Raw genomic sequence first — 22,458 nt, forward strand, 5'->3', positions numbered from 1 at the left:
CCGTGGCGATCCGACTGCAACTCGCCATCGACGCGCCGGAGCACTTCGCGCTCATCCCGCGCGTCGGCCGGTACTTCGACCTCATCGAGGTCGGCACGCCCGTACTCAAGCGCTTCGGGCTCGCCGCCATCAGCACCGTCCGGGAACTCGGCGCGGACACACCGGTGCTCGCCGACACCAAGACGGCCGACGGCGGACGCCTGGAGGCCGAGATGGTCTTCGCCGCCGGGGCCGCCATGATGACCGTGCTCGCGCACGCCTCCCCCGCCACCCGCCGCGACACCGACGAGGTCGCCCGGCGGTACGGGCGGGAGGTGGTGCTCGACACCATCCTCGACGGCGAACTGGACGCGGAGACCCTGCTGGACGGCCGGGCACCACAGGACGTCTGGTTGGCCCTGCACGCCCCGTCCGACACCCGGCGGGCCGGCCTCGGCACCGAGGACCACATCGACCGGGTGGCCCAACGCCGGGCGCGCGGATTCCGCGTCTCCCTGGCCGGCGGCATCGGACGCGCCAACCTCGCCCGCGCCCTGGCGGTCGCCCCCGACATCGTCGTGATCGGCTCGGGCGTCACCGAGGCCACCGACCCGGAAGGAGAAGCGGCATGGATCAGAGCACAGGTCGACCTGTCGACTCCTGGCACCTGAGCGGCACCGAGCTGAGGTCCGTCCTCGCGGCGCTGCCCGTCGACGAGTACGACCGCTTCGTCTCCTGCTTCGACGACGTGGCCGGCGGCCGACTGTTCCTCTCCGGGCAGGGCCGCTCCGGGCTCGCCGCACAGATGGCCGCGATGCGATTCATGCACCTCGGCCTGGCGGCGCACTTCGTCGGCGAGGCCACCGCACCGTCGGTGCGCTCGGGCGACACGTTGGTGATCGTGTCCGGCAGCGGGCGGACCCCGGTCAGCGTCGGCTTCGCCCGGATCGCCCGGTCGGAGGGTGCGAAGGTGCTGCTGGTGACCCACCAACGTCAGAGCCCACTACGGGATCTCGCGGACGGCTCGATCGTCCTGCCGGCGGACGCCAGCCGACAGTTCGGCGGCACGCTCTTCGAGCAGTCGGCACTGATCCTGCTCGACTCCGTCGTGCTGGAGCTGATGCGGGCGCTGCCGGACCCGGCCGGCACGATGAGCCACAACCACACCAATCTCCAGTGACCGCGTCGACTGGAGCCGGGACAGCACCGTCCGGCGTGGTCGTGGTGGGCGACCTGCTCGCCGACGTCATCGAGAACGCGGACGGCACCCGTGCCCGCCACCCCGGCGGCGCCGGGTTCAACCTCGCCGTCGGCGTCCGGCGACTCGGGACACCGGCGGCACTGGTGTCACCGGTGTCCGCCGACGGCCTCGGCGACTGGTTGCGGGAGGCGGTCACCGCCGAGGACGTCACCCTGGTACCGCTGTCCTGCGCGCTGCCGACCGGAACGGCGACGTCCCGGCGGGTGGCGGGAGAGCCGGTCTACGAGTTCTCCGCGGCCATCCACGATCGGCGGTACGCGTACACGGCGGCGGACGTGGCGACCATGGGCGGCGGGGCCGTCCTGGTGGTCAACTCGTACCCGCTGGACGACCTCGACCAGGTGCAGGCGCTCGTCGACGTCGTCCGCCGGACCGGACGGACCTTCGTGGTCGACCCCAACGTGCGGCCCACGCTGGTGCGCGATGTCGCGGCCTACCGGTCGGGGCTCCGCCGGCTCGCCACCGTCGCCGACGTGGTCAAGCTGAGCCTGCAGGACCTCGCCGACCTGCACGTCGAGGACCCCGAGCAGTTCGTGGCCGAGCTGCTGCGATCGGGGGTACGGGTGGTGGTGCTGACCCGGGCCGCCGACGGCGTGTCGGTGCACACGGCCGACGGTGTCGTGGCGACCGCACCCGTACCGGACCGACCCGGACCCGTCGTCGACACGATGGGTGCGGGAGACGCCACCCTCGCCCGCCTGGTGTGCGGCTTCGCCGAGGACGGCGTCGACCTGGACGCGGCGCGGTGGCGCGATCTGGCCCGCGAGGCGATGGACCTCGCGGCCGACATCTGCCGGATCTCCGGCGGCAACCTGGCCGCGCTGCGGCCCACAGAACGGAAAGAGCGATGAGGGAACTGAGCAACGCGAGCCTGACCTCGCTGCCCACCGAGGTCGAGGCGCCCCGGTACGACCGGGCGGCACTGCGCGGCGGGATCGTGCACTTCGGTGTCGGGCACTTCCACCGCTCGCACCAGGCGATGTACCTCGACGAACTGCTGCGCCGGGGGCAGGGACTGGACTGGGCGGTGCACGGCGTGGGCGTCCGCCCCGCCGACGAGGGCACCCGCAACCGGCTCGCCGCGCAGGACCACCTCTACACGCTGACGGTGAAGGAGCCGGACGGCAGCCGGCGCAACCGGGTGATCGGCTCGCTGCTCAGCACCGGGTACGCCCCTCAGGACCCGACCGGCGTCGTGGAGCGCATCGCCGACCCGGCCACCCGCGTGGTGTCGTTGACCATCACCGAGGGTGGGTACGGGATCGACCAGGTGACCGGCGAGTTCACCGGTGACTCCGCCCCGATCCGCGCGGACCTGGACGCCGACGTGCCGAACGCGACACCGTTCGGGTTGGTGCTCCAGGCGATGCGCCTGCGACGGGACCGTGGCCTGGGCGGCTTGACCGTCATGTCCTGCGACAACATCCAGGAGAACGGCAAGGTGTCGCGCGCCGCGTTCCTCGGCTTCGCCGGGATGAAGGACCCCGAGCTGGCCCGGTGGATGGAGCAGGAGGTCTCCTTCCCGAACTCCATGGTGGACCGGGTGACCCCGGCGACGGTGGACGCCGACCGGGCCTACCTGGAGCGGACCTTCGGCTACCGGGACCGGTGGCCGGTCACCGCCGAGCCGTTCCACCAGTGGGTGCTGGAGGACACCTTCGTCGCCGGCCGTCCGCCGCTGGAGGACGTCGGTGTGGACATCGTCGGGGACGTCGAGCCGTACGAGCTGATGAAGCTGCGCCTGGCCAACGGCACGCACCAGGCGCTCTGCTACTTCGGCTTCCTGCTGGGGCACCGGTACGTGCACGAGGCCATCACCGACCCGGACGTCCGGGCGCTGCTGCTGCGCTACATCGACGAGGAGGCGGTACCCACGCTCAAGCCGATCGCCGGGGTCGACTTCCGGGCGTACGGCCGCACCGTCGTCGAGCGCTTCGGCAACCCGGAGATCCAGGATCCGCTGACCCGGATCTGCGCCGACACCTCGGACCGGATCCCGAAGTTCCTGCTGCCGGTGGTGACCGCGCAGCTCGCCGACGGCGGGCCGGTGGGCGTCTGCGCCGCCGTGGTGGCGGCCTGGGCACGGTACGCCGAAGGCACCGACGAACAGGGCCGGCCGATCGACGTGGTGGATCCGCGCCGGGACGGTCTGATGGCTGCCGCGCGGCGCAACGGGGACGCCCCGACCACCTTCATCGAGGACCGGTCGCTCTTCGGCACCCTCGCGGACTCCCCCCGGTTCGTCGAGGCCTACGTCGAGGCCCTGCGTCTGATCCGGACCGGCGGCGTCCGGGCCGCCCTCCGGCAGATCGTGGCGACACCGTCTCGCTGAGCCTGTCGACACCGTCCCGCTGAGCCGGGGTCCGAGACGACGCCACACAGCCTTCCGGCCCGCCAGTGCGACGGCGTGGCGGGCCGGAAGGCGTACGGGCGGCGCGGCGTGCTCAGCCGACCTCGACGGGCAGCGACGGGTCGCTGGTCCACTCGCGCAGCGAACCGTCGTACACCGCCACGTCGGTCTCCCCGATCAGGCGCAGCGCCAGGGCGTCACCGGTGGCGGCGATGCCGCCGCCGCAGTAGGTGACCTTCCGGCCCGGCTGGGCCTGCACCTCCTGGAAGATCTCCCGCAGTTCCGGCACCGACCGGAAGGTCCCGTCGGTCGGGTCGAGCAGGGCGGCGACGAAGACGTTGCGGCTGCCCGGGATCCGACCGGGGCGGGCGTAGCTGATCGTCTCGGTGGCGTGGTGGTCCTCCGGCGACAGCGAGTTGATCAGGCAGGCTCCGCTGCCGCTCTCCACCACCTGCTTGACCTCGTCCAGATCGGCGAACAGCTCCGGACGGGGCGTACCGACGAACTGCGCGGGCGGGTAGCTCTCCTCGCCGTCACGGGTCGGCCGGCCCTCGGCGGTCCACTTGCCGAATCCGCCGTCCAGGACGGCCACCTTGTCGAAGCCGTTCGCGAGCAGCAGCCACCAGACCCGGGTGGCCCAGAAGACGTTGGCCGCGTAGACCACGACCGCCGTGTCCGGGCCGATGCCGAGTCGCCCCGCCGCCGCCGCGAAGCGTTCCGGGGAGGGCCGGGTGAACCAGCCGCCGTCCGGCTCGGAGAGGTCGTCGATGATGTCGGCGAACGCCGCCGACGGGATGTGGGCGGTCAGGTACTCGGGGCGGCCGGAGGTCTGGGACCAGTCCTGGCCGGCCTCACTCGGCGGGGCCAGGTGCACGGTCGCGTCGAGGATCCGCAGGTCCGGGTGGTCGAGGTGCTGGGCGAGCCACTCGGTGGACACGAGCGGGGTGGGCAGGTCGAGGGTGCTGGCCATGAGTCCTCCTGTCGCCGGATTTCCTATCTGGGCAATCGGGATTACCTTCGCGACAATACGACTCCGACCTGCGGATATTCCGACGAGTGGTGGAGCTCACCGGTGTTCTGGTGGTGGCAATCGACGGACGGCAGGCCGGGCAGGACGCACCTGCCCGGCCTGCCCGCCGCTCAGTGCACGGTGAGGTTGCCGCCGGTCAGCGCCACCTCGCCGGTCCCGGCTCCCGTCCAGTCGGACGAGAAGACCAGGGTGCCGCCCTGCCAGAGGGTGATCCCCACGGTGTCGTGCCGCCCGGGAGCACCCCGGTCGGTCACCGTCACGGCCAGGGTCAGGCCGGCGGCCACCAGCTTGCCCCGGCCGTCGTAGAGCGCGGCCTGGTATCGCAGCGACGCGAACTTACCGGCCGAGGTGATGCCGAGACCGTCGACCGCGCTGGTCCGCACCGTGTAGTCGGTGCCGCCGGACCGGTACGTGATCTCCGCGTGGCCCGACGCCGCCTTCTTCGCGGTGGCCGGCTTCGCGTTCAGGTTCACCGACACCTTCGACGCCCGGTCCGCCGGGTGGGTACCGGCCGACCGGGTGACGGTCAGGTGACCGCCCCCGGTGAGGAATCCACCGTCGGAACGGGCGACCGTCACCGTGGCGGCGGTGTTCCCGGTGTAGTTGCCACCGACCGTGGCGGTCACCGTGTGCGCCCCCGCCGGCAGGGTCGCCGTGCAGGCCGCCGTGCCGGTGGTGGTGGCCGGGGCGACCAGGTCTACGCGAGCGGTGCAGAGCGCGGCCCCGCCCGCGGTGAAGGTCACCGTGGCGGTCCGCAGGTCACCGCCGGTGGTGTCGGCCGACGACGGCAGCACGGAGCTGTCCCGCAGCACCGCCCGCAACAGGACGCGACCGGCGGCACCGGCGGTCGCGGTACTGACCAGGGTGTCCCCGGCCCAGGTCACGGCCGCGTTCTCCGGGGCGACGGTGACGGTGAACGTGGTGCTGCCGACCAGCCCGGTGCCGTCGGTCACCGTGACGGTGACCGGGTACGTGCCCGGGGCCGCCGAGGTGGTGCCGGTGACCGTCCAGCTCCGGGTGCCGGGACGGGTGTCCGGCCCGGAGGTGCCGGCCACGGTGAGCGCCAGACCGGCGGGCAGGCCGGTGGCGGTCGCGGTCAGCGCCGATCCGGCACCGTCGGCGTCGGTCGCCCGGACCGTCACCGTCGGCGCCAGCGCGTCGCTGTACTGCACGCCGACGCCGTCCGTCGGGGCGTCGGTGGACACCTCGGGGGCGGAGCGGACGCCGAACTCGGCGTCGTTGACGGCGAAGAAGACGTTGTCGACCGCCTCGATCCTGATCCGCGCCTCGTCGGTCGCCACGTTGGGCAGGGTCACCGTCGCGCCACCCGTGTTCGGCGTGCTCTCGGCCAGCACGTACGGGAAGCTGTCGCCACCGTTGACCGAGAGCGTGATCTTCACGTGGCTCACGTTCACCGGTGCCGCGTCGGTCCCGGCGACGTCCCAGGTGACGGTCTGGGACGTACCACCGTCGAGCACGGCGGCCTCCGCCTGCGAGGTGACCAGGAACGGTCCGGCGTCCGGAGCCAGCCGCAGCGCGATGTCGGCACTGCCGATGCCGCCGCCGCCCGGCCGACCGTCCCGGGCGGTGAGCTTGAAGTTCAGGGTCCGGTCGTTGTTCACACCGACCCAGTCCCGGGTGGGCAGGAACTCCGAGTAGCAGTCCAGGATCTCCGGCGGGACGTTGGAGGCGCTGCCGCTGGCCGGTGGTGCCGGCGGGGTCGGGCAGGCGCCCGTCCGGGCGTTGGTGTTGCCGACCAGCACCTGCGCGAGGTCCGGGAAGACCCGGGTCGAGTCGGTGGTGACGGCGTTCTGGCCCGGTGAGTGGTACTTCAGGGCGTCCTCGGGCGACACCCACGCCGGTTCGCCGAAGACCCGGAACAGCGGTCCGTTGGTCTTGGTGTTGTTCATCAGTGCGGTACCGGCGCTGCCGCCCCGGTCGTTCTGCTCCCACAGGTAGGTGAGCGTGTCGCCGTCGACGTCGGTGGCGCTGCCGGTGAGCGCGAACGGCGTACGCACCGGGATGGTGAGGCCGTCCGGCACGGTGACCACCGGGGCGTGGTTGGTGGTCTGCTCGACCAGGTGGCCGCCGTTGTCGACGGCACCGCCCTTGGCGGTCTCGCCGACGAAACCGGTGACGCCGGTGAGGTCGCCCAGGGTCAGCGGGGCCACGTTGGTCGCGGCCAGGGTGCCGCCGAAGGTGACCTGGAATCCGGTGTCGTTGAGCGTGCCGCTGCCCCCGAAGGCGGCCACGGTGACCGTCGCGCCCGCCGGCCAGCCCGCGATCGACTCGATGGCGGCCTTGATCCCGGCGGTGGTGTAGTTGGCCCCGCGCACGATCGGCGCCGAGGTCGCGTCCCCGTAGCCGAGGGTGAACGAGTCACCGGCGGTGTCGAAGTCGCGCAGCGAGACGGTCTGCACCTCGTTGATCGCCGGCCGGTTCGACGTCACGTAGTTCGTGATCTCGGTGTAGGTCCGGTGCGACCAGTACGGGTCGGTGTGCGGCTGGAGGTTGTCCTGCTGGCAGATGCCCGCGTACGCCATGATCGACGAGCCGCTGCCCGGCTCGTACGAGTTGGCCGCGCTGCGGTTGCCGCCCGAGCAGTTCCACTGGTTGCCGTTGAAGGTGTGGTTGCCCGCGAACTGGTGCCCGATCTCGTGTGCCACGTAGTCGACCGCGAAGTAGTCGCCGACCGGGTTGGGCAGGCCGGTGCAGCCGCGCGCCTTGCCGTCGCCGCCGACCACGCCGAGACCGGCGATGCCACCGCCGCTGAGCCCGAGACCGATGTGGCCGACGTCGTAGTTGCCCGCGCCGACGAGTTGGCCGAGCACGATCCGGTTGCGGTTGAGCAGACCGCTGCTGCATCCGGTGAGCTGTGCCGGGGTGTAGCAGCCGGAGCTGCCGCAGGGGCCGTTGGGCTCGGTGGCCAACGCCGGGGTGTTCAGGTTCGTCTTCTCGGTGTCGTTGACCAGGACGAGCCGGATCGCGGTCTCGTCCTCGTAGATCTGGTTCACCCGGTTGATCAGCGTGACCTTCGCGGCGGTCACGTTCTCCACGCCGAAGAAGGTGGCGTACGACGGGTCGGTGACGAAGGCGAGGCGGTAGGTGCGCAGGGTCACCAGCGGGCCGGCGACCGGCTCGTCGTGCGCCTCCTCGATCTCGTCGTGCAGGTGGTGCGCCGCCGACTCGACGTCCTCGCGCTCGACGAACTCACCGTTCTGGTTCGTCAGGTCGCGGGCGAAGTAGCTGGCGTACAGGCTCTGGTCGCGGTGGTAGTACGGGTCGATGTACCAGGCCCCGTCGGCGGACCGGACGGAGGCGTGGAAGCCCAGCGGGGTGAGGTCGGCCCGGATCGTCGCGGTCGGGTCGTCCAGGCCGGTGCCGGCATACGTGCTGATCTCCGGGTGGGCGGCGGCCAACTCCGGCTCCATCACCGGCGACTCGACCAGCGCGAACCGCTGGAACGTGCCGTCGGGAGCGGGCAGGGACACCACCTGCTGCGGCTGGCCCGCCGCGCGGCGCTGCTCCGCCGGCGCCCTCTCCAGCAGGCGCGCCATGCCGGCCCGGTCCAGTGTGTAGGCGGCCAGTCTCGTCGCCTCGATGGCCGCCGGACGGCCCGACTTGGTGGCGGCGGGTGTGCCGTCCACCTTGCGCCACGGGCCGTCGGCCGACGGGGCGGCAGCGGCCGGGGTGGAGGTGAGCAGGACCGGTGACATCGTCGCCACCAATGCCACGGCCAGCGCGGCGGCCAGGCGGGGTCGGTGTGACCGGGTGTGTCCGGACCGTCCGCCCGGTCGAGGGGTGAGGAAGCTCCTCAACTCGTCTCCCTGGTGATGAGGGGGTGCGACCCACCGCACCGTCCGGGTCGACGGGCAGTGCGGATGATCGATGGATGGGGCAGACCCTAGACGGACGGCGGAGGACGAACATCAGCCGAACAGGGCAAGATCCTCTGGGAGAAGGTCGTCCACGCTCGACGCAACGCGACCTTCACGAGATCGTCACACTGTCGACGGTCCGTTCCGGAGGGTCAACCGCCGAGCAGCAGGGCGACGGCGAGTGCCGCGATGATGGCGCTCGACAGCAGGGCGGTGACCAGTCGTCCCCGCGCGCCGGTGAGCGTTCGGCCGAGCAGCGTGCCGCCGGCCGCGACCACGAGTTGCCAACTGGCCGAGGCCATGAACACCCCGAGGGTGAACAGCGCCGCCGTGCCCGCCCCGGAACCGTCCCGGCCACCGCGACCGAGCACCAACGCGGTGAAGTAGACGACGGTGGCCGGGTTGAGCAGGGTCAGCGCGAGGATCCCGACGTACGCCCGCAGCGGGGTGTCCAGCCCGCGCCGCACCGCACCGGGGGCCGGACCACCGTCGGCACCCGGCGGCGGCCGGGTCGGGCCGACGGTGCGCAGCGCCCGCCACGCGCCGTGCGCGGCGAGGGCGAGCAGCACCGCGACGGCGACCAGCCGCAGCGGTGTGGCGAGCGGGGCGAGCCAGCCGACCACGACCGCGCCGCCGAACGCCGCGACCGCGGCGTAGAGGCCGTCGGCGGTGGCCACCCCGAGCGCGGCGGAGGCACCGACCCGGAACGAGGTGCGCGCGGTGAGCCCCACGATGAGCACCGCGATGGCACCGACCGGGACGGCGACGCCGTAGCCGGCGACCACGCCGGCCAGGAACGCGCCGGTCACGACGGCGGGTCGGGTGGCGGGGACCCGGGCGCGACCGGCTGTCGGCCCGTGGCGACGGGCACGGCGACCGGGCAGGGCATCATCGGGTACGTCCGCACGCCGCCATCCTTACGCCCCACGCGCGGCCGGTGCCACGCATTTACCGCGGCTCCCACCGGAGCCCCGGTTGACGAGCCGCAGGCTGTCTGTCCACGCGTCTCGTCAATGGGACCGAATTGCGAACATCCCCGCAACGAATTGCCGTCCGACAATCATTCCCGGTCGAATCATGTGGATCAGTAGCGGACACACCCGATTCGCCAGCCGACACTCGCCCTGACCACGGGACGTTTATGAGCATCCACAACGGACAACGCCCACCTCCCACCAATGGCCCACGTTTCCGGCTTGTTTCGACCAAATGATTCATGATCGTGGATGCTGAAATCCACCATGCTACGCGATTCGCGGGGCGAATTATATCTCTCAACATCGATGCGTTGAGGTCCTACCATCTGTGTCAGTCCGCTCCACGGTCACCGGTCGGCCCGTCACAAACGGGTCGGCTGCGCATCGAAAGGAGGCGGGAGATGCTCCTCTCCCAGCCGTCCCGGCGTCCCTGGCGCCTCGCCCTCACCGCTGCGGCGACACTCACCCTGGTGGCGGTCGCCGCGCCCGCCCAGGCCGCTCCCGCCGAGGGTGCGATCGTGCACGCCGGCGACGCCGCCGCCGTCGCCGACTCGTACATCGTCGTACTCAAGGACTCGGCGGTCAGCCGGGCACAGGTCGGGGCCACCGCCAAGACCCTCGCCGAACGGCACGGCGGCAGCATCGCCCGCACCTACCGGGACGCCCTGCGCGGATTCGAGGCCCGGCTGACCGAGCGGGCGGCCAAGCGGCTGGCGGCCCACCCGTCCGTCGAGTACGTCCAGCAGAACCGCACCGTCAGCATCGCCGACACCCAGTCCCCCACCCCGTCCTGGGGCCTGGACCGCATCGACCAGCGGGCGCTGCCGCTGAACAACAGCTACGCCTACCCCAACGACGGCACCGGAGTCACCGCGTACATCATCGACACCGGCATCCGCTTCTCCCACAACGACTTCGGCGGGCGGGCCGTCACCGGCTTCGACGCCATCGACGGCGGCAGCGCCGACGACGGCAACGGCCACGGCACCCACGTCGCCGGCACGGTCGGCGGCACCGCGTACGGCGTGGCCAAGGGCGTGACCCTGGTCGGCGTACGGGTGCTGGACAACGGCGGCGGCGGCACCTACGCGCAGGTCATCGCCGGCATCGACTGGGTCACCGCGGATCACCAGCCGGGCGAGCCGGCGGTGGCGAACATGAGCCTCGGCGGTGGCCGCGACCAGGCCACCAACGACGCGGTCGCCCGGTCCGTCGCCGACGGCGTGGTGTACGCGGTCGCCGCCGGCAACAGCAGCGCCAACGCCTGCAACTACTCGCCGGCCAGCACCCCGGAGGCGATCACCGTCGGCGCGACCACCAGCACCGACGCCCGCGCCAGCTACTCCAACTTCGGCACCTGCGTGGACGTCTTCGCCCCGGGCAGCGCGATCACCTCGGCCTGGATCGGCAGCGACACCGCCACCAACACCATCAACGGCACCTCGATGGCCGCCCCGCACGTGGCCGGTGCCGCCGCCCTGGCCGTGGCCGCCAACCCCGGCTACAGCCCGCAGCAGATCCGCGACCTGCTGGTCGCCGACGCCACCGACGGCGTGGTCACCAACCCGGGCGTCGGCTCGCCGAACAAGCTGCTCTACACCGGCAACATCGTGCCGCCCACCCAGGACTTCGCCCTCACCCTCGCCCCGGGCAGCGGCACCGTCGACCCGGGCGACTCGACCACGACCACGGTCGGCACCACCACCACGGTCGGTACGCCGCACAGCGTCGCACTCAGCGTCAGCGGCCTGCCGACCGGAGTGACCGCGAGCTTCAGCCCGACCACCGTCACCTCCGGCGACACCGCCACGCTGACCCTGAGCGCCGACGCCGGCACCGTGCCCGGTCTCTACACGGTGACCGTGCTCGGCACCGGGCCGGAGACCACCCAGGGCGCCACCTTCACGCTCACCGTGAACGGCCCGCCCGGCTGCACCCAGGGCAACGCCACCGACTACCCGATCAACGACAACAGCACCATCGAGAGCACCATCGTGATCCACGGGTGCGGGCGCGCCGCCAGTGCCACCAGCACCGTCGAGGTACGCATCTTCCACACCTGGATCGGTGACCTGACCGTCTCGCTGATCGCCCCGGACGGCACCGCCTACGTGCTGCACAACCGCACCGGCGGCAGCGCCGACAACATCTTCCAGACCTACACCCGCGACCTGTCCGGCAAGGCCGCCGACGGCGCCTGGAAGCTGCGGGTCCAGGACTCCGCCAGCGCCGACACCGGCTACCTGGACAGTTGGACGCTGACCCTGTGACCTGACGCGACGGCGGGCGGCTCACACCGTCCGCCGTCGCGAGCGACCGGGGCGCGCGTCGCCCCGGACACCCACCGCGCGCACGACGGCGCCCGGAGTCCCCGGCCAACAGCCGGGCTCCGGGCGCCGTGTCGTCAGCTCAGACGTTGAAGCCGAGCGAGCGGAGCTGGTCACGCCCCTCGTCGGTGATCTTGTCCGGCCCCCACGGCGGCAACCAGACCCAGTTGATCCGGATGTCGCCGACCAGGCCGCCCCCCGGACCGGTGGTCAGCGCCTGGCGGGCCTGGTCCTCGATCACGTCGGTCAGCGGGCAGGCCGCCGAGGTCAACGTCATGTCCAGGGTCGCGATGTTGTCGTCGTCGACGTGCACGCCGTACACCAGACCCAGGTCGACCACGTTGATGCCCAACTCCGGATCGACGACGTCCTTCATCGCCTCCTCGATGTCGGCGACGGCGGCCTTGCCGCCGGTCGCCGCGACCGGCGAGGCAGCCTCGGTGGCCACGGCCCCGTTCTCCGGCGTGCTGGTTTCCTCGGTCATGCCTTCACCTCCGTCGGGCTCGCGCCCACACCGGCGCGTGCCGCGGCGTCCTTGAACGCCATCCACGGCAACAGCGCGCACTTGACCCGGGCGGGATAGCGGGCGACACCCTCGAACGCCACCCCGTCGCCGAGTACCTCCTCGTCCGCCGTGACCTGGCCACGGCTGGACAACAGCGCCACGAACGCCTCGTGCACCTCGAACGCCGCCGCCGTGTCCCGACCGGTCAGCAACTCGTGCAGCACGCTCGCCGACGCCTGGCTGATCGAACAGCCCATGCCGTCGTACGACACGTCGTGCAGCACGGTGCCGTCGGTGGCCACCCGGACGGTCACCTCGTCGCCGCAGGTCGGGTTGACGTGGTGCGCCTCGCCGACCTGCGCCGCCGGGTCGGCGGCGTCCCGCAGGCCACGGCCGTGCGGGTGCTTGTAGTGATCCAGGATGATCTCCTGGTAGAGCGACTCAAGCTGCATCGGGCCGACCTCCCGTCGAGTCGCCGGACGTCGCCCGGCTCATCGGAACACCGTCCGCACCTGTTCCAGACCCGCCACCAGGGCGTCGATCTCCTCGGTGGTGGTGTAGAGGTAGAACGAGGCCCGCGTGGTCGCCGGGACCCCGAAGCGCCGGCAGACCGGGCGGGCGCAGTGGTGACCCACCCGCACCTGTACACCGAGCGAGTCGAGCACCTGCCCCACGTCGTGCGGGTGCACGTCGGCCAGGGCGAACGAGATCGTGCCACCCCGACCCACCGGCACCTCCGGACCGAAGATCCGCAGGCCCGGCACGGTCGCCAGAGCGTCCAACGCGTACGCGGTGAGCTGCTTCTCGTGCCACTGGATCGCCCGCATACCGAGGCCGGTCAGGTAGTCCACCGCGGCACCGAGCGCGACCGCCTCGGCGATCGGCGGAGTACCCGCCTCGAACCGGGCCGGCGGCGGCGCGTACGTCGAGCCGTCCATCGACACCGTCTCGATCATCGAGCCACCGCCGAAGACCGGCGGCATCGCCGCCAGCAGCTCGGCCCGCCCCCACAGCACCCCGATGCCGGTCGGACCGCACATCTTGTGCCCGGTGAAGACGATGAAGTCGGCGTCCAGGTCGACCACGTCGATCGGCATGTGCGGCACCGACTGCGAGCAGTCCAGTAGCAACAGCGCACCCACCTCGCGCACCCGTGCGGTGATCCGCGAGGTGGCGTTGACCGTGCCGAGGATGTTGGACATGTGCACCAGCGAGACGATCTTCGTCCGCTCGTTGACCAGGTCCGTCAGCCCCGACTCGTCCAGCCGGCCGTTGTCGGTGACCGGGAACCAGCGCAACGTCGCGCCGGTCCGCTCGCAGAGCAACTGCCACGGCACGATGTTCGAGTGGTGCTCCATCTCGGAGATCACCACCTCGTCACCGGGCCCGAGCCGGAACCGCGGGTCGCCGTCGGCGCGCAGCGAGGCGTTGGAGAAGGCGTACGCGACGATGTTGATCGCCTCGGTGGAGTTCTTGGTGAACACCACCTCGTCCGCGCTCGGCGCGTTGACGAACGCGGCGATCCTCGCCCGGGCCCCCTCGTACGCCTCGGTGGCCTCGGTGCCCAGGGTGTGCACCGACCGGGACACGTTGGCGTTGTGCCGACGGTAGTGCTCGTCCAGCACAGCGAGCACCTGACGCGGCTTGTGCGAGGTGTTGGCGCTGTCCAGGTAGACCAGCGGATGCCCGTTGACCTCCCGATCGAGGATCGGGAAGTCGGCACGTACCGCCGCCACGTCGTAGCCGGGCACGTCGTCGTACTGCGGCATCCCGGACGGGATCGCGATGGTGGTCATCGTCGTGACCGGCCCTTCCCTCGGCTCAGGCCCGCGCCGACCCGGCTCCGGCGACGTACCGCTCGTAGCCCTCTTCCTCGAGCTTGTCGGCCAGCTCCGGGCCGCCTTCCTCGACGATCCGGCCGGCCACGAAGACGTGCACGTAGTCGGGCTTGATGTAGCGCAGGATGCGGGTGTAGTGGGTGATCAGCAGCAGGCCGGTGTCACCGGTGTCGCGGACCCGGTTGACGCCCTCGCTGACCACGCGAAGCGCGTCCACGTCGAGGCCGGAGTCGGTCTCGTCCAGGATGGCGATCTTCGGCTTGAGCAGTTCGAGCTGCACGATCTCGTGCCGCTTCTTCTCACCGCCGGAGAAGCCCTCGTTGACGTTGCGCTGGGCGAAGGCCGGGTCCATGTGCAGGCGCTCCATGGCGCCCCGCAGCTCGCCGCCCCAGGTACGCAGCTTCGGCGCCTCGCCGTCCAGCGCGGTCTTGGCGGTCCGCAGGAAGTTCGCCACCGACACACCGGGCACCTCGACCGGGTACTGCATGGCGAGGAACAGACCGGCACGGGCCCGCTCGTCGACGGAGAGCTCCAGCACGTCGACGCCGTCGAGGGTGACCGACCCGCCGGTGATCTCGTACTTCGGGTGACCCGCGATCGAGTACGCCAGGGTCGACTTGCCGGAGCCGTTCGGGCCCATGATCGCGTGCGTCTCACCGGAGCGCACGGTCAGGTCGACACCGGCCAGGATCGGCTTGAGCTCACCCTCGGGCAGCTTGACCGACACCTGCAGGTCACGGATCTCCAAGGTGCTCATTATCGGGTCACTCCATTACTCGGCGTCAGGCTGACGTAGATGTCGCCGTCGCGGACTTCGACGGGATAGACGGGTACGGGTTCGGTCGCCGGCAGCCCGCTCGGCTCGCCGGTACGCAGGTCGAAGCGGGAGCCGTGCAGCCAGCACTCCAGGGTGCAGCCGGACACCTCCCCCTCGGAGAGGGCCACCGCGGCGTGCGAGCACTCGTCGTGCACGGCGTAGAACACGTCGTCCTCGGCGTGCACGAGCGCGATCGCGGTGCCGTCGATGTCGGCGCTGACCGCGGTGCCCTTCGGCACGTCCTCGACGGCGCAGACACGGATCATCAGGCGCCGGCCTTGGTCAGACGGGCCTCGATCGTCGCCCCGAGCCGCTCGCGCAGCTCCTCGACCGGGATCTTGTTGAGCAGCTCCGCGAAGAAGCCGCGCACCACCAGGCGGCGGGCCTCGGCCTCCGGGATGCCCCGGGCCATCAGGTAGAACAACTGCTCGTCGTCGAAACGGCCGGTGGCGCTGGCGTGCCCGGCACCGGCGATCTCGCCGGTCTCGATCTCCAGGTTCGGCACGGAGTCGGCCCGGGCGCCGTCGGTGAGCAACAGGTTCCGGTTGATCTCGTACGTGTCGGTGCCGGTCGCCTCGGCGCGGATCAGCACGTCGCCGACCCAGACCGTCCGGGCGCTCTCGCCCTGCAACGCGCCCCGGTAGCCGACGTAGCTGCGGCAGTCCGGCACGGTGTGGTCGACGAGCTGACGGTGCTCCAGGTGCTGGCCCGAGTCGGCGAAGTAGACGCCGTACAGCTCGGCCTCGCCGCCCCGGTCGGTGTACTCGACGGTGGTGAACTGGCGCACCAGGTCGCCGCCGAGGGTGGCCTGCACGTGCACCACACGGGCGTCCCGGCCCAGCTTCACCTTGAGGTGCTGCGCCTGCACCGCGTCGTCGGCCCAGTCGGAGACGGTGACCAGGGTCAGCTTCGCGCCGTCGGCCACGGTCACCTCGACGTTGTCGGCCAGGGTCGCCGAACCGACGTGCTCCAGCACCAGGGTCGCCTCGGCGAAGCGCTCCACCTGCACCACGGTGTGCCCGAAGGCCACACCCTCGGCGCTCTCGCCGACCACCCGCACGGTCACCGGCCCGGCCGGTACGGCCTCCCGGGCGACCCGCACCAGCAGCGCCTGCCCGGCACCGCCGTACGCCAGCGCGCTGACCCGGTCGAACGGGGTCAGCACGCTGCCGACCCGCTCGTCGTCCCGGTCGACGCGCTCCACCGTCACGCCCTCGGGCAGGTCGGCGTACTCGTGCCGGACCGTGCCGGTCGCGGTGCGGTCGTCACCGACCAGCCCGCGCAACCGCTTGAGCGGGGTGAAACGCCATTCCTCCTCCAGGCCGGTCAGGGCCGGGAAGTCGGCGACGTCGTACGAGCGCAGCGCCTGCGACTTGGTGCTCGGCGGCGGCGCGGAAGCCTGGGTAGTCATCTCGTCCTTGGTCTGTTCTCACGACGACGGTCTGTGGTGCGAAGGGTGGCGGGCCGACGCGAGCCGGCCCGCCGGTGGGCGGGTCAGCCGACCGCGCCCTCCATCTGCAGCTCGATCAGGCGGTTGAGCTCCAGGGCGTACTCCATCGGCAGTTCCTTGGCGATCGGCTCGATGAAGCCGCGCACGATCATCGCCATCGCCTCGTCCTCGCTCAGGCCCCGGCTCATCAGGTAGAAGAGCTGGTCCTCGCTGACCTTGGAGACGGTCGCCTCGTGCCCCATCGACACGTCGTCCTCGCGGATGTCGACGTACGGGTAGGTGTCCGAGCGGGAGATGGTGTCCACCAGCAGGGCGTCGCACTTGACCGTGCTGGCGCTGCTGTGCGAGCCCTCCAGGACCTGCACCAGGCCCCGGTAGGAGGTCCGGCCGCCGCCCCGGGCGATCGACTTCGACACGATCGTGCTGCTGGTGTGCGGCGCGGCGTGCACCATCTTGGCACCGGCGTCCTGGTGCTGCCCCTCGCCGGCCATCGCCACCGAGAGCACCTCGCCCTTGGCGTGCTCGCCGGTCATGTAGACCGCCGGGTACTTCATGGTCACCTTGGAGCCGATGTTGCCGTCGATCCACTCCATGGTCGCGCCCTCGTGGCACACCGCGCGCTTGGTGACCAGGTTGTAGACGTTGTTCGACCAGTTCTGGATGGTCGTGTAGCGGCACCGGGCGTTCTTCTTGACGATGATCTCCACCACGGCGCTGTGCAGCGAGTCCGAGGAGTAGATCGGCGCGGTGCAGCCCTCGACGTAGTGCACGTACGCGCCCTCGTCGACGATGATCAGCGTCCGCTCGAACTGGCCCATGTTCTCGGTGTTGATCCGGAAGTACGCCTGCAGCGGGATCTCCACGTGCACGCCCTTCGGCACGTAGATGAACGAGCCGCCGGACCAGACGGAGGTGTTCAGGGCGGCGAACTTGTTGTCGCCGACCGGGATCACCGTGCCGAAGTACTCCTTGAAGACGTCCTCGTGCTCCTTGAGGGCGGTGTCGGTGTCCAGGAAGAGGACACCCTGCTCCTCCAGGTCCTCGCGGATCTTGTGGTAGACCACCTCGGACTCGTACTGGGCGGCCACACCGGCGACGAGGCGCTGCTTCTCCGCCTCCGGGATGCCCAGCTTGTCGTAGGTGTTCTTGATGTCCTCCGGCAGGTCCTCCCAGCTCGCGGCCTGCTTCTCGGTGGAGCGCACGAAGTACTTGATGTTGTCGAAGTCGATCCCGGTGAGGTCGGCGCCCCAGGCCGGCATCGGCTTGCGCCCGAACAGCCGCAGGCCCTTGAGCCGCAGGTCGAGCATCCACGCCGGCTCGTTCTTCTTGGCCGAGATGTCCCGCACCACCGCCTCGCTGAGGCCACGCTGGGCGACCGCCCCGGCGACGTCCGGGTCGGCCCAGCCGTACTCGTAGTTGCCCAGGGCGGCGAGCTGCTCCTCCTGGGTCAGGGGCTGGACGATCTGCTCGGTCATCTATCTGTCCTCACAGTGGTGACGGTCTTACCGGACTGGGCAGGCGACGAACCCGGAATGTGCGTGGTGCACACCCCGTCGCCGTGCGCGATGGTGGCCAGGCGCTGCACGTGGGTGCCGACCAGGCGAGAGATCACCGTGGTCTCGGCCTCGCACAACGCAGGGAACTCGGCGGCCACGTGCGCCACCGGGCAGTGGTGCTGGCAGAGCTGGCCGCCGGAAGCGATCGTGGACGCACTGGCAGCGTATCCCTCGGCGGTCAACGCCGCGGCGAGTGCCTCGGCACGCGCCATCGGATCGTCCCCGGCGTCGCTCAGGGCGGCCCGACAGCGTGCCTCCAACGCGGCCACCTGCTCGGCGGCGAAGTCCTCCACCGCGCGGGAGCCGCCGGTACGGGCGATCCACCGCAGCGCCGCGGTGGCCATGTTGTCGTAGTGGTGGGTGCCGCAGCGGCTCCGGGCCGCGTCGGTCAGCAGGAACACCTTGGCCGGGCGTCCCCGACCACGGTGACCGCGTACGGTCTGCTCGCGGGCCACCACGTCACCGTCGGCGAGCATGGCGTCCAGGTGCCGGCGGATCGCCGCCGGGCTGAGCCCCAGCGCGTCGCCGAGCTGGGCGGCGGTGGCGGCGCGACGCTCCAGCAGCAACTGGGTGACCCGGTCCCGGGTCGACAGGTCGGCGGCGGGCGCATCCGGGGCGGACGACACCGGGCCACCGGCGGCCGAACCGGCTGCCGGCGGGTGCCCGGGGAGCCCTGCCGCCTTTTTCACAACGCCCACGTTACGTAATTCGCCAGGCGCCTGCAAACGCGGGGTCCGGTGATCCGAACCACCGAGCGGGCGGAGTCACCCGATCGGCGTCAACTACGGTGCGTAGGATTCGCTTCGTGAAGCGACCCGCCCGGTTCTCGGTCTCCACCACCCTGCTGCGCCGACTCGCGTACGCCAACATCGTCGCGAACACGGTGATCGTCGTCACCGGCGGGGCGGTCCGGCTCACCGCCTCGGGCCTCGGCTGCCCCACCTGGCCCCGGTGCACCGACGACTCGTACACCACCACCGCCGAGATGGGCGTGCACGGGGTGATCGAGTTCGGCAACCGGTTGCTCACCTTCGCGCTGGTGTTCATCGCGGGCGCCACGCTGCTGGCCGTGCTGGCACACCGGCCGCGCCGCCGGGGCACGGTGCCGCTGGCCCTGGGCGTGGTGCTCGGCATCGTGGCGCAGGCGGTGATCGGCGGGATCACCGTCCGCACCCAGTTGCACCCCTCGGTGGTCGGCATCCACTTCGTGGTCTCGATGGTGCTGCTGCTCGTCGCGTACGCCCTCTGGCGGCGGGTGCGCGAGCCGGACGGGCCGACGGTGCCGGTGGTGCCCTCCGCGCTGCGGACGCTGACCTGGCTGACCGTGCTGGCCAGTGCCGCGGTGATCGTGGTCGGGGTGGCCGTCACCGGCAGCGGCCCGCACGCGGGCGACGCGAACGCCGTCCGCAACGGCCTCGACCCGCAGACCGTCTCCCAGGTACACGCCGACCTGGTCTTCCTGCTGATCGGCCTGACCGTCGGCCTCTGGTTGGCGCTACGCGCGGTCGGCGCGCCGGCCCGCGCCGTACGGGCCGCCGGAGTGCTGCTCGCGGTCGAGCTGGCCCAGGGTGTGATCGGCCTCGTGCAGTACCTGACCAACCTGCCGGTGCTGCTGGTCGGCGCGCACATGCTCGGGTCCTGCCTGGTCTGGCTCTGCACGCTGGCGGTGCTCTGGTCGATCCGGGAACGCCGCCCGGTCGGCCCGGCACCGGACGAGAGGTCCGCGGCGGCCGAGCAGCCGGTAGCCGCGCACGCCTGAGAAGACACCCGCGGGCCCCGGCCGGTGCGACACCGGCCGGAACGGGAACGATCAGCCCATCCGGGCGAGGATCGCGTCCGCGAGGCGGTCGGCGGCACCGTCGGCGTGCCCGAGGAACAGCGACGGCTCGGTCAGCTCCAGCTCCACCAGCACCGGCGCCCCGTCCGAGCCGGGGATCAGGTCCACCCGGGCGTAGAGCAGGCGCTCCGGTCCGCCGGGCACGGCCGCGAGCGTCCGCTGCGCCACCGCGAGCTCATCGGCACCGGCGGTGCGTGCGGCGATCTCCTCGGCCCGGTACAGGCCGCCCACGCCGAGGTCCGGCCCGGCGAGCATCGGTCCCTTACGGATGGCGTGACTGAACGTCGGCCCGTCCGGACCGGCGAAGTAGAGCAGCGCGGTCTCGCCGGCCGAGTCCACCGCGCTCAGGTACGGCTGGATCATGGCGACCCGGCCGGCCGCGCCCAGCCGACGTACGTGGGCCACGGCGAGGTCGCGGTGTTCCGGGTCGGCCAGGTCGTAGCGGCCGGTGTCCTGGCTGCCCGCGCTGACCGAGGGCTTGACGACGTACTCGCCGGTGTCGGCCGGTGGTCGCCACTGCTCGCCGGGGGCCACCCAGGCGGTGGGGACCGTCGGCACACCGGCGGCGGACAGTTCGTCGAGGTAGCGCTTGTCGGTGTTCCAGCGCACCACGTCGGCCGGATTGGCCAGTCGGGGGACCTGGGTCGCCCAGGCCACGAACTCGTCGCGGCGGGATATGTAGTCCCACGGCGAGCGGAGCATCGCCAGGTCGTAGCCGGACCAGTCGACGGCCGGGTCGTCCCAGACGACCGGCTCGGCGGTGACCCCGCGGTCGGCGAGCGGGCCGATCACGAGGCGGTCGTCCGGCTCCAGGTCGGCCAGTTCGGTACAGGTGACGAGAGCGACCCGGGGTTTCCCCCGGGTCGACTGGTGGTGGTTAGTCAATCTATCTCTATCTATCTGTAGTGCGGCTTGTCTAGCGGGCCATGGTGCGGCGGGCCATCGAACGCCAGAGGTCGTTGCTGGGCCGCATCTGGTCCATCAACTCCCGCTCCCAGGCGTTCTCCACGGCGACACCAGCCGCCGCGCACGCCTCCCGGGCGACCCCGGTGTCCTCCGCGAACTGGTCGCCCCACGCACCGTCCGAACCCACCAGGACGATCCGCGCCCCACGCTTGCCGACGTACTCGATGACCGCCTTCGCCCCGCCGTGTCCGGTGGCGAACGACTTGATACCCGCGACCAGCCCGCTCGGGGCCACGCCGGAGGCGGTCTGATCAGCCGTCAGCGTCGTATCGGAACCATCTGCCATAACGCGAAGCCTAAGCAGAGATGCAAGCGAAAGGGCGAGAACAGGGAAGCTTTTGTGATACCGATTACCTGCTGGTTTAAGACCCCCACCAGGAGTTTTGACCGAATTTATCCGGTCGAATCACCCTAATCGACGCCGCAGAGCGCCATCAATGCCATCAGGCAAGGTCGGATCAGACCGATCATGTGGTGGGTGTCAATAGTGCGACAAAGCAGACAAACGACATTCGTTCGTCGCAGGCCGATTGTTAGGAAGGGCCCCTTCCTATACGCGAGACGGTAGGAAGGTGCCCTTCCTTGCGTCAGATCAGGGCGTCGAGCGCGGCGGCGGCGAAGACGATGGTCAGGTACGTGGTGGACCAGTGGAACAGCCGCATCGGCTTGACCGGCTCACCCCGGCTCGCCCGACCGGCCAGCTTGTGCGCCTCGACCAGGAAGATCGCGCCCACCACCAGCGTCGGCACGCCGTAGACCGCGCTCAGGCCCAGCGCCCAGACGGACAGCGAGGTGAGCACCGTGAGCCAGGCGAACAGGATGATCTCCGTGTTGACCCGCCGCACCGACGCCACCACCGGCAGCATCGGGATACCGGCCCGGGCGTAGTCGTCCTTGTACTTCATCGCCAGCGGGTAGAAGTGCGGCATCTGCCAGAAGAAGACCACCGCGAACAGCGCCCAGGCGATCGGCGACAGCGATCCGGTCACCGCCGCCCAGCCGATCAGCACCGGCGCCGCCCCGCACGCGCCGCCCCAGAACGTGTTCGCCGCCGTGGTCCGCTTCAACCAGAGCGTGTAGACCACGTCGTAGTAGACGATGGCGGCCAGCGTCAGACCGGCGGCGAGCAGGTTGGTGAACGCCGCCATCAGCGCCACCGAGACCACCGCCAGCACCAGACCGAAGACCAGCGCGTTGCGCGGCGTCACCGTGTGCGCCGGCAGCGGGCGACGCTTGGTACGCCGCATCACCTGGTCGATGTCCCGGTCGATGTAGCAGTTCAGGACGCTGGCCGCACCGGCGGCGAGCGACCCGCCCACCAGCACCACCGCGACCAGCCACAGCGACGGCATCCCGCCGTGCGCGAGCATCATCGCCGGCACCGTGGTGACCAGCAGCAACTCCACGATCCGCGGCTTGGTCAGCGTCACGTACGCCGCCACCACCGCCCGCAGGTCGCGGGAGCGGACCGGCACCTCCTCCGTCGCGCGCACCGGCGTCTGCCCGGCAGGGTTGCTGACGGGGCGCTCGGTGATCATGCTCACGGATTGCCACCTTCCGGCTTCGGCAGGGGAGGTCACGGCGGCGGGGACCCGCCCGGGGTCCACACACCGCCCCACACACTACGCGTTGTCGTTTTGGCTGCCCGGGCGACCCGGTAACGGTGCGGGCCGTCACACCCGCGACT

20 protein-coding genes are annotated in these 22,458 nt (G+C 71.2%); 6 read left to right on the forward strand and 14 right to left on the reverse strand.

Annotation, left to right across the window (positions count from 1 at the left end):
* The first annotated feature begins 2 nt into the window (after positions 1–2).
* The 4 genes from ACIBMZ_RS11835 to ACIBMZ_RS11850 are packed head-to-tail and all read left to right on the forward strand — an operon-like array spanning position 3 to position 3,572.
* Positions 3–650 (forward strand): orotidine 5'-phosphate decarboxylase / HUMPS family protein, encoded by a 648-nt coding sequence (locus ACIBMZ_RS11835; protein WP_396692804.1) that lies wholly within the window; start codon positions 3–5, stop codon positions 648–650.
* Positions 608–1,159, forward strand: coding sequence for an SIS domain-containing protein (locus tag ACIBMZ_RS11840; RefSeq protein WP_396692806.1), 552 nt, complete (start codon positions 608–610; stop codon positions 1,157–1,159). Before ACIBMZ_RS11835 ends, ACIBMZ_RS11840 begins: the two co-directional genes overlap by 43 nt.
* On the forward strand, positions 1,156–2,091 hold the full coding sequence (locus tag ACIBMZ_RS11845) for a PfkB family carbohydrate kinase (protein ID WP_396692808.1): 936 nt from the start codon (positions 1,156–1,158) through the stop codon (positions 2,089–2,091). Before ACIBMZ_RS11840 ends, ACIBMZ_RS11845 begins: the two co-directional genes overlap by 4 nt.
* A complete protein-coding gene (locus ACIBMZ_RS11850) occupies positions 2,088–3,572 on the forward strand; it encodes a mannitol dehydrogenase family protein (protein ID WP_396692810.1) in 1,485 nt (494 codons plus the stop codon). The genes ACIBMZ_RS11845 and ACIBMZ_RS11850 overlap by 4 nt, the downstream gene beginning before the upstream one ends.
* A 112-nt stretch (positions 3,573–3,684) precedes the next feature.
* On the opposite strand, the gene ACIBMZ_RS11855 is transcribed toward ACIBMZ_RS11850, so the two are convergent.
* From ACIBMZ_RS11855 to ACIBMZ_RS11865, 3 genes are all read right to left on the reverse strand, one after another.
* A complete protein-coding gene (locus ACIBMZ_RS11855; protein ID WP_396692812.1) occupies positions 3,685–4,560 on the reverse strand; it encodes a sulfurtransferase in 876 nt (291 codons plus the stop codon).
* 170 nt (positions 4,561–4,730) lie between these two features.
* Positions 4,731–8,438 carry a M12 family metallo-peptidase gene (locus ACIBMZ_RS11860; RefSeq protein ID WP_396692814.1) on the reverse strand — a complete coding sequence of 1,236 codons (3,708 nt, stop codon included), beginning with the start codon at positions 8,436–8,438 and terminating at the stop codon, positions 4,731–4,733.
* A 212-nt stretch (positions 8,439–8,650) separates the two neighbouring features.
* A complete protein-coding gene (locus ACIBMZ_RS11865; protein ID WP_396692816.1) occupies positions 8,651–9,307 on the reverse strand; it encodes a LysE family transporter in 657 nt (218 codons plus the stop codon).
* Between the two features lie 569 nt (positions 9,308–9,876).
* On the opposite strand from ACIBMZ_RS11865, the gene ACIBMZ_RS11870 reads away from it, so the two are divergent.
* Positions 9,877–11,745, forward strand: coding sequence for a S8 family peptidase (locus ACIBMZ_RS11870; protein WP_396692818.1), 1,869 nt, complete (start codon positions 9,877–9,879; stop codon positions 11,743–11,745).
* 139 nt (positions 11,746–11,884) lie between these two features.
* Here the strand turns inward: ACIBMZ_RS11870 and ACIBMZ_RS11875 are convergent, their stop codons facing one another.
* The 8 genes from ACIBMZ_RS11875 to ACIBMZ_RS11910 form a co-directional block, all read right to left on the reverse strand.
* A complete protein-coding gene (locus ACIBMZ_RS11875; RefSeq protein ID WP_396692820.1) occupies positions 11,885–12,286 on the reverse strand; it encodes a metal-sulfur cluster assembly factor in 402 nt (133 codons plus the stop codon).
* Entirely contained in the window at positions 12,283–12,759 is a 477-nt protein-coding gene (sufU, locus tag ACIBMZ_RS11880) for a Fe-S cluster assembly sulfur transfer protein SufU (protein ID WP_396692822.1), read from the reverse strand. The genes ACIBMZ_RS11875 and sufU overlap by 4 nt, the downstream gene beginning before the upstream one ends.
* 39 nt (positions 12,760–12,798) lie before the next feature.
* Positions 12,799–14,103: a cysteine desulfurase gene (locus ACIBMZ_RS11885; protein WP_396692824.1), complete on the reverse strand. Its 1,305-nt coding sequence runs from the start codon at positions 14,101–14,103 to the stop codon at positions 12,799–12,801.
* Between the two features lie 25 nt (positions 14,104–14,128).
* Positions 14,129–14,902 (reverse strand): Fe-S cluster assembly ATPase SufC, encoded by a 774-nt coding sequence (gene sufC, locus ACIBMZ_RS11890; RefSeq protein WP_131054272.1) that lies wholly within the window; start codon positions 14,900–14,902, stop codon positions 14,129–14,131.
* Positions 14,902–15,228 (reverse strand): non-heme iron oxygenase ferredoxin subunit, encoded by a 327-nt coding sequence (locus tag ACIBMZ_RS11895; protein WP_396692827.1) that lies wholly within the window; start codon positions 15,226–15,228, stop codon positions 14,902–14,904. The genes sufC and ACIBMZ_RS11895 overlap by 1 nt, the downstream gene beginning before the upstream one ends.
* On the reverse strand, positions 15,228–16,373 hold the full coding sequence (gene sufD, locus ACIBMZ_RS11900) for a Fe-S cluster assembly protein SufD (protein ID WP_396692829.1): 1,146 nt from the start codon (positions 16,371–16,373) through the stop codon (positions 15,228–15,230). The genes ACIBMZ_RS11895 and sufD overlap by 1 nt, the downstream gene beginning before the upstream one ends.
* 83 nt (positions 16,374–16,456) lie before the next feature.
* A complete protein-coding gene (gene sufB / locus ACIBMZ_RS11905; protein WP_117227176.1) occupies positions 16,457–17,887 on the reverse strand; it encodes a Fe-S cluster assembly protein SufB in 1,431 nt (476 codons plus the stop codon).
* The gene (locus ACIBMZ_RS11910) at positions 17,884–18,657 is read right to left on the reverse strand and encodes a helix-turn-helix transcriptional regulator (RefSeq protein ID WP_396692831.1); all 774 of its coding nucleotides are present in this window, start codon (positions 18,655–18,657) and stop codon (positions 17,884–17,886) included. Before ACIBMZ_RS11910 ends, sufB begins: the two co-directional genes overlap by 4 nt.
* Before the next feature lie 98 nt (positions 18,658–18,755).
* On the opposite strand from ACIBMZ_RS11910, the gene ACIBMZ_RS11915 reads away from it, so the two are divergent.
* Positions 18,756–19,727 (forward strand): heme A synthase, encoded by a 972-nt coding sequence (locus tag ACIBMZ_RS11915; RefSeq protein WP_396692833.1) that lies wholly within the window; start codon positions 18,756–18,758, stop codon positions 19,725–19,727.
* Positions 19,728–19,778: 51 nt separating this feature from the next.
* On the opposite strand, the gene ACIBMZ_RS11920 is transcribed toward ACIBMZ_RS11915, so the two are convergent.
* The 3 genes from ACIBMZ_RS11920 to ACIBMZ_RS11930 form a co-directional block, all read right to left on the reverse strand.
* Entirely contained in the window at positions 19,779–20,690 is a 912-nt protein-coding gene (locus tag ACIBMZ_RS11920) for a RimK family alpha-L-glutamate ligase (protein ID WP_396692835.1), read from the reverse strand.
* A 31-nt stretch (positions 20,691–20,721) separates the two neighbouring features.
* Positions 20,722–21,057 carry a hypothetical protein gene (locus ACIBMZ_RS11925; protein WP_396692837.1) on the reverse strand — a complete coding sequence of 112 codons (336 nt, stop codon included), beginning with the start codon at positions 21,055–21,057 and terminating at the stop codon, positions 20,722–20,724.
* A 301-nt stretch (positions 21,058–21,358) separates the two neighbouring features.
* Complete coding sequence (locus ACIBMZ_RS11930) at positions 21,359–22,315, reverse strand: heme o synthase (protein ID WP_396692839.1); 957 nt, start codon at positions 22,313–22,315, stop codon at positions 21,359–21,361.
* Positions 22,316–22,458 lie beyond the last annotated feature (143 nt).

Source organism: Micromonospora sp. NPDC049900 (assembly GCF_044461025.1).
Classification (GTDB): Bacteria; Actinomycetota; Actinomycetes; order Mycobacteriales; family Micromonosporaceae; genus Micromonospora.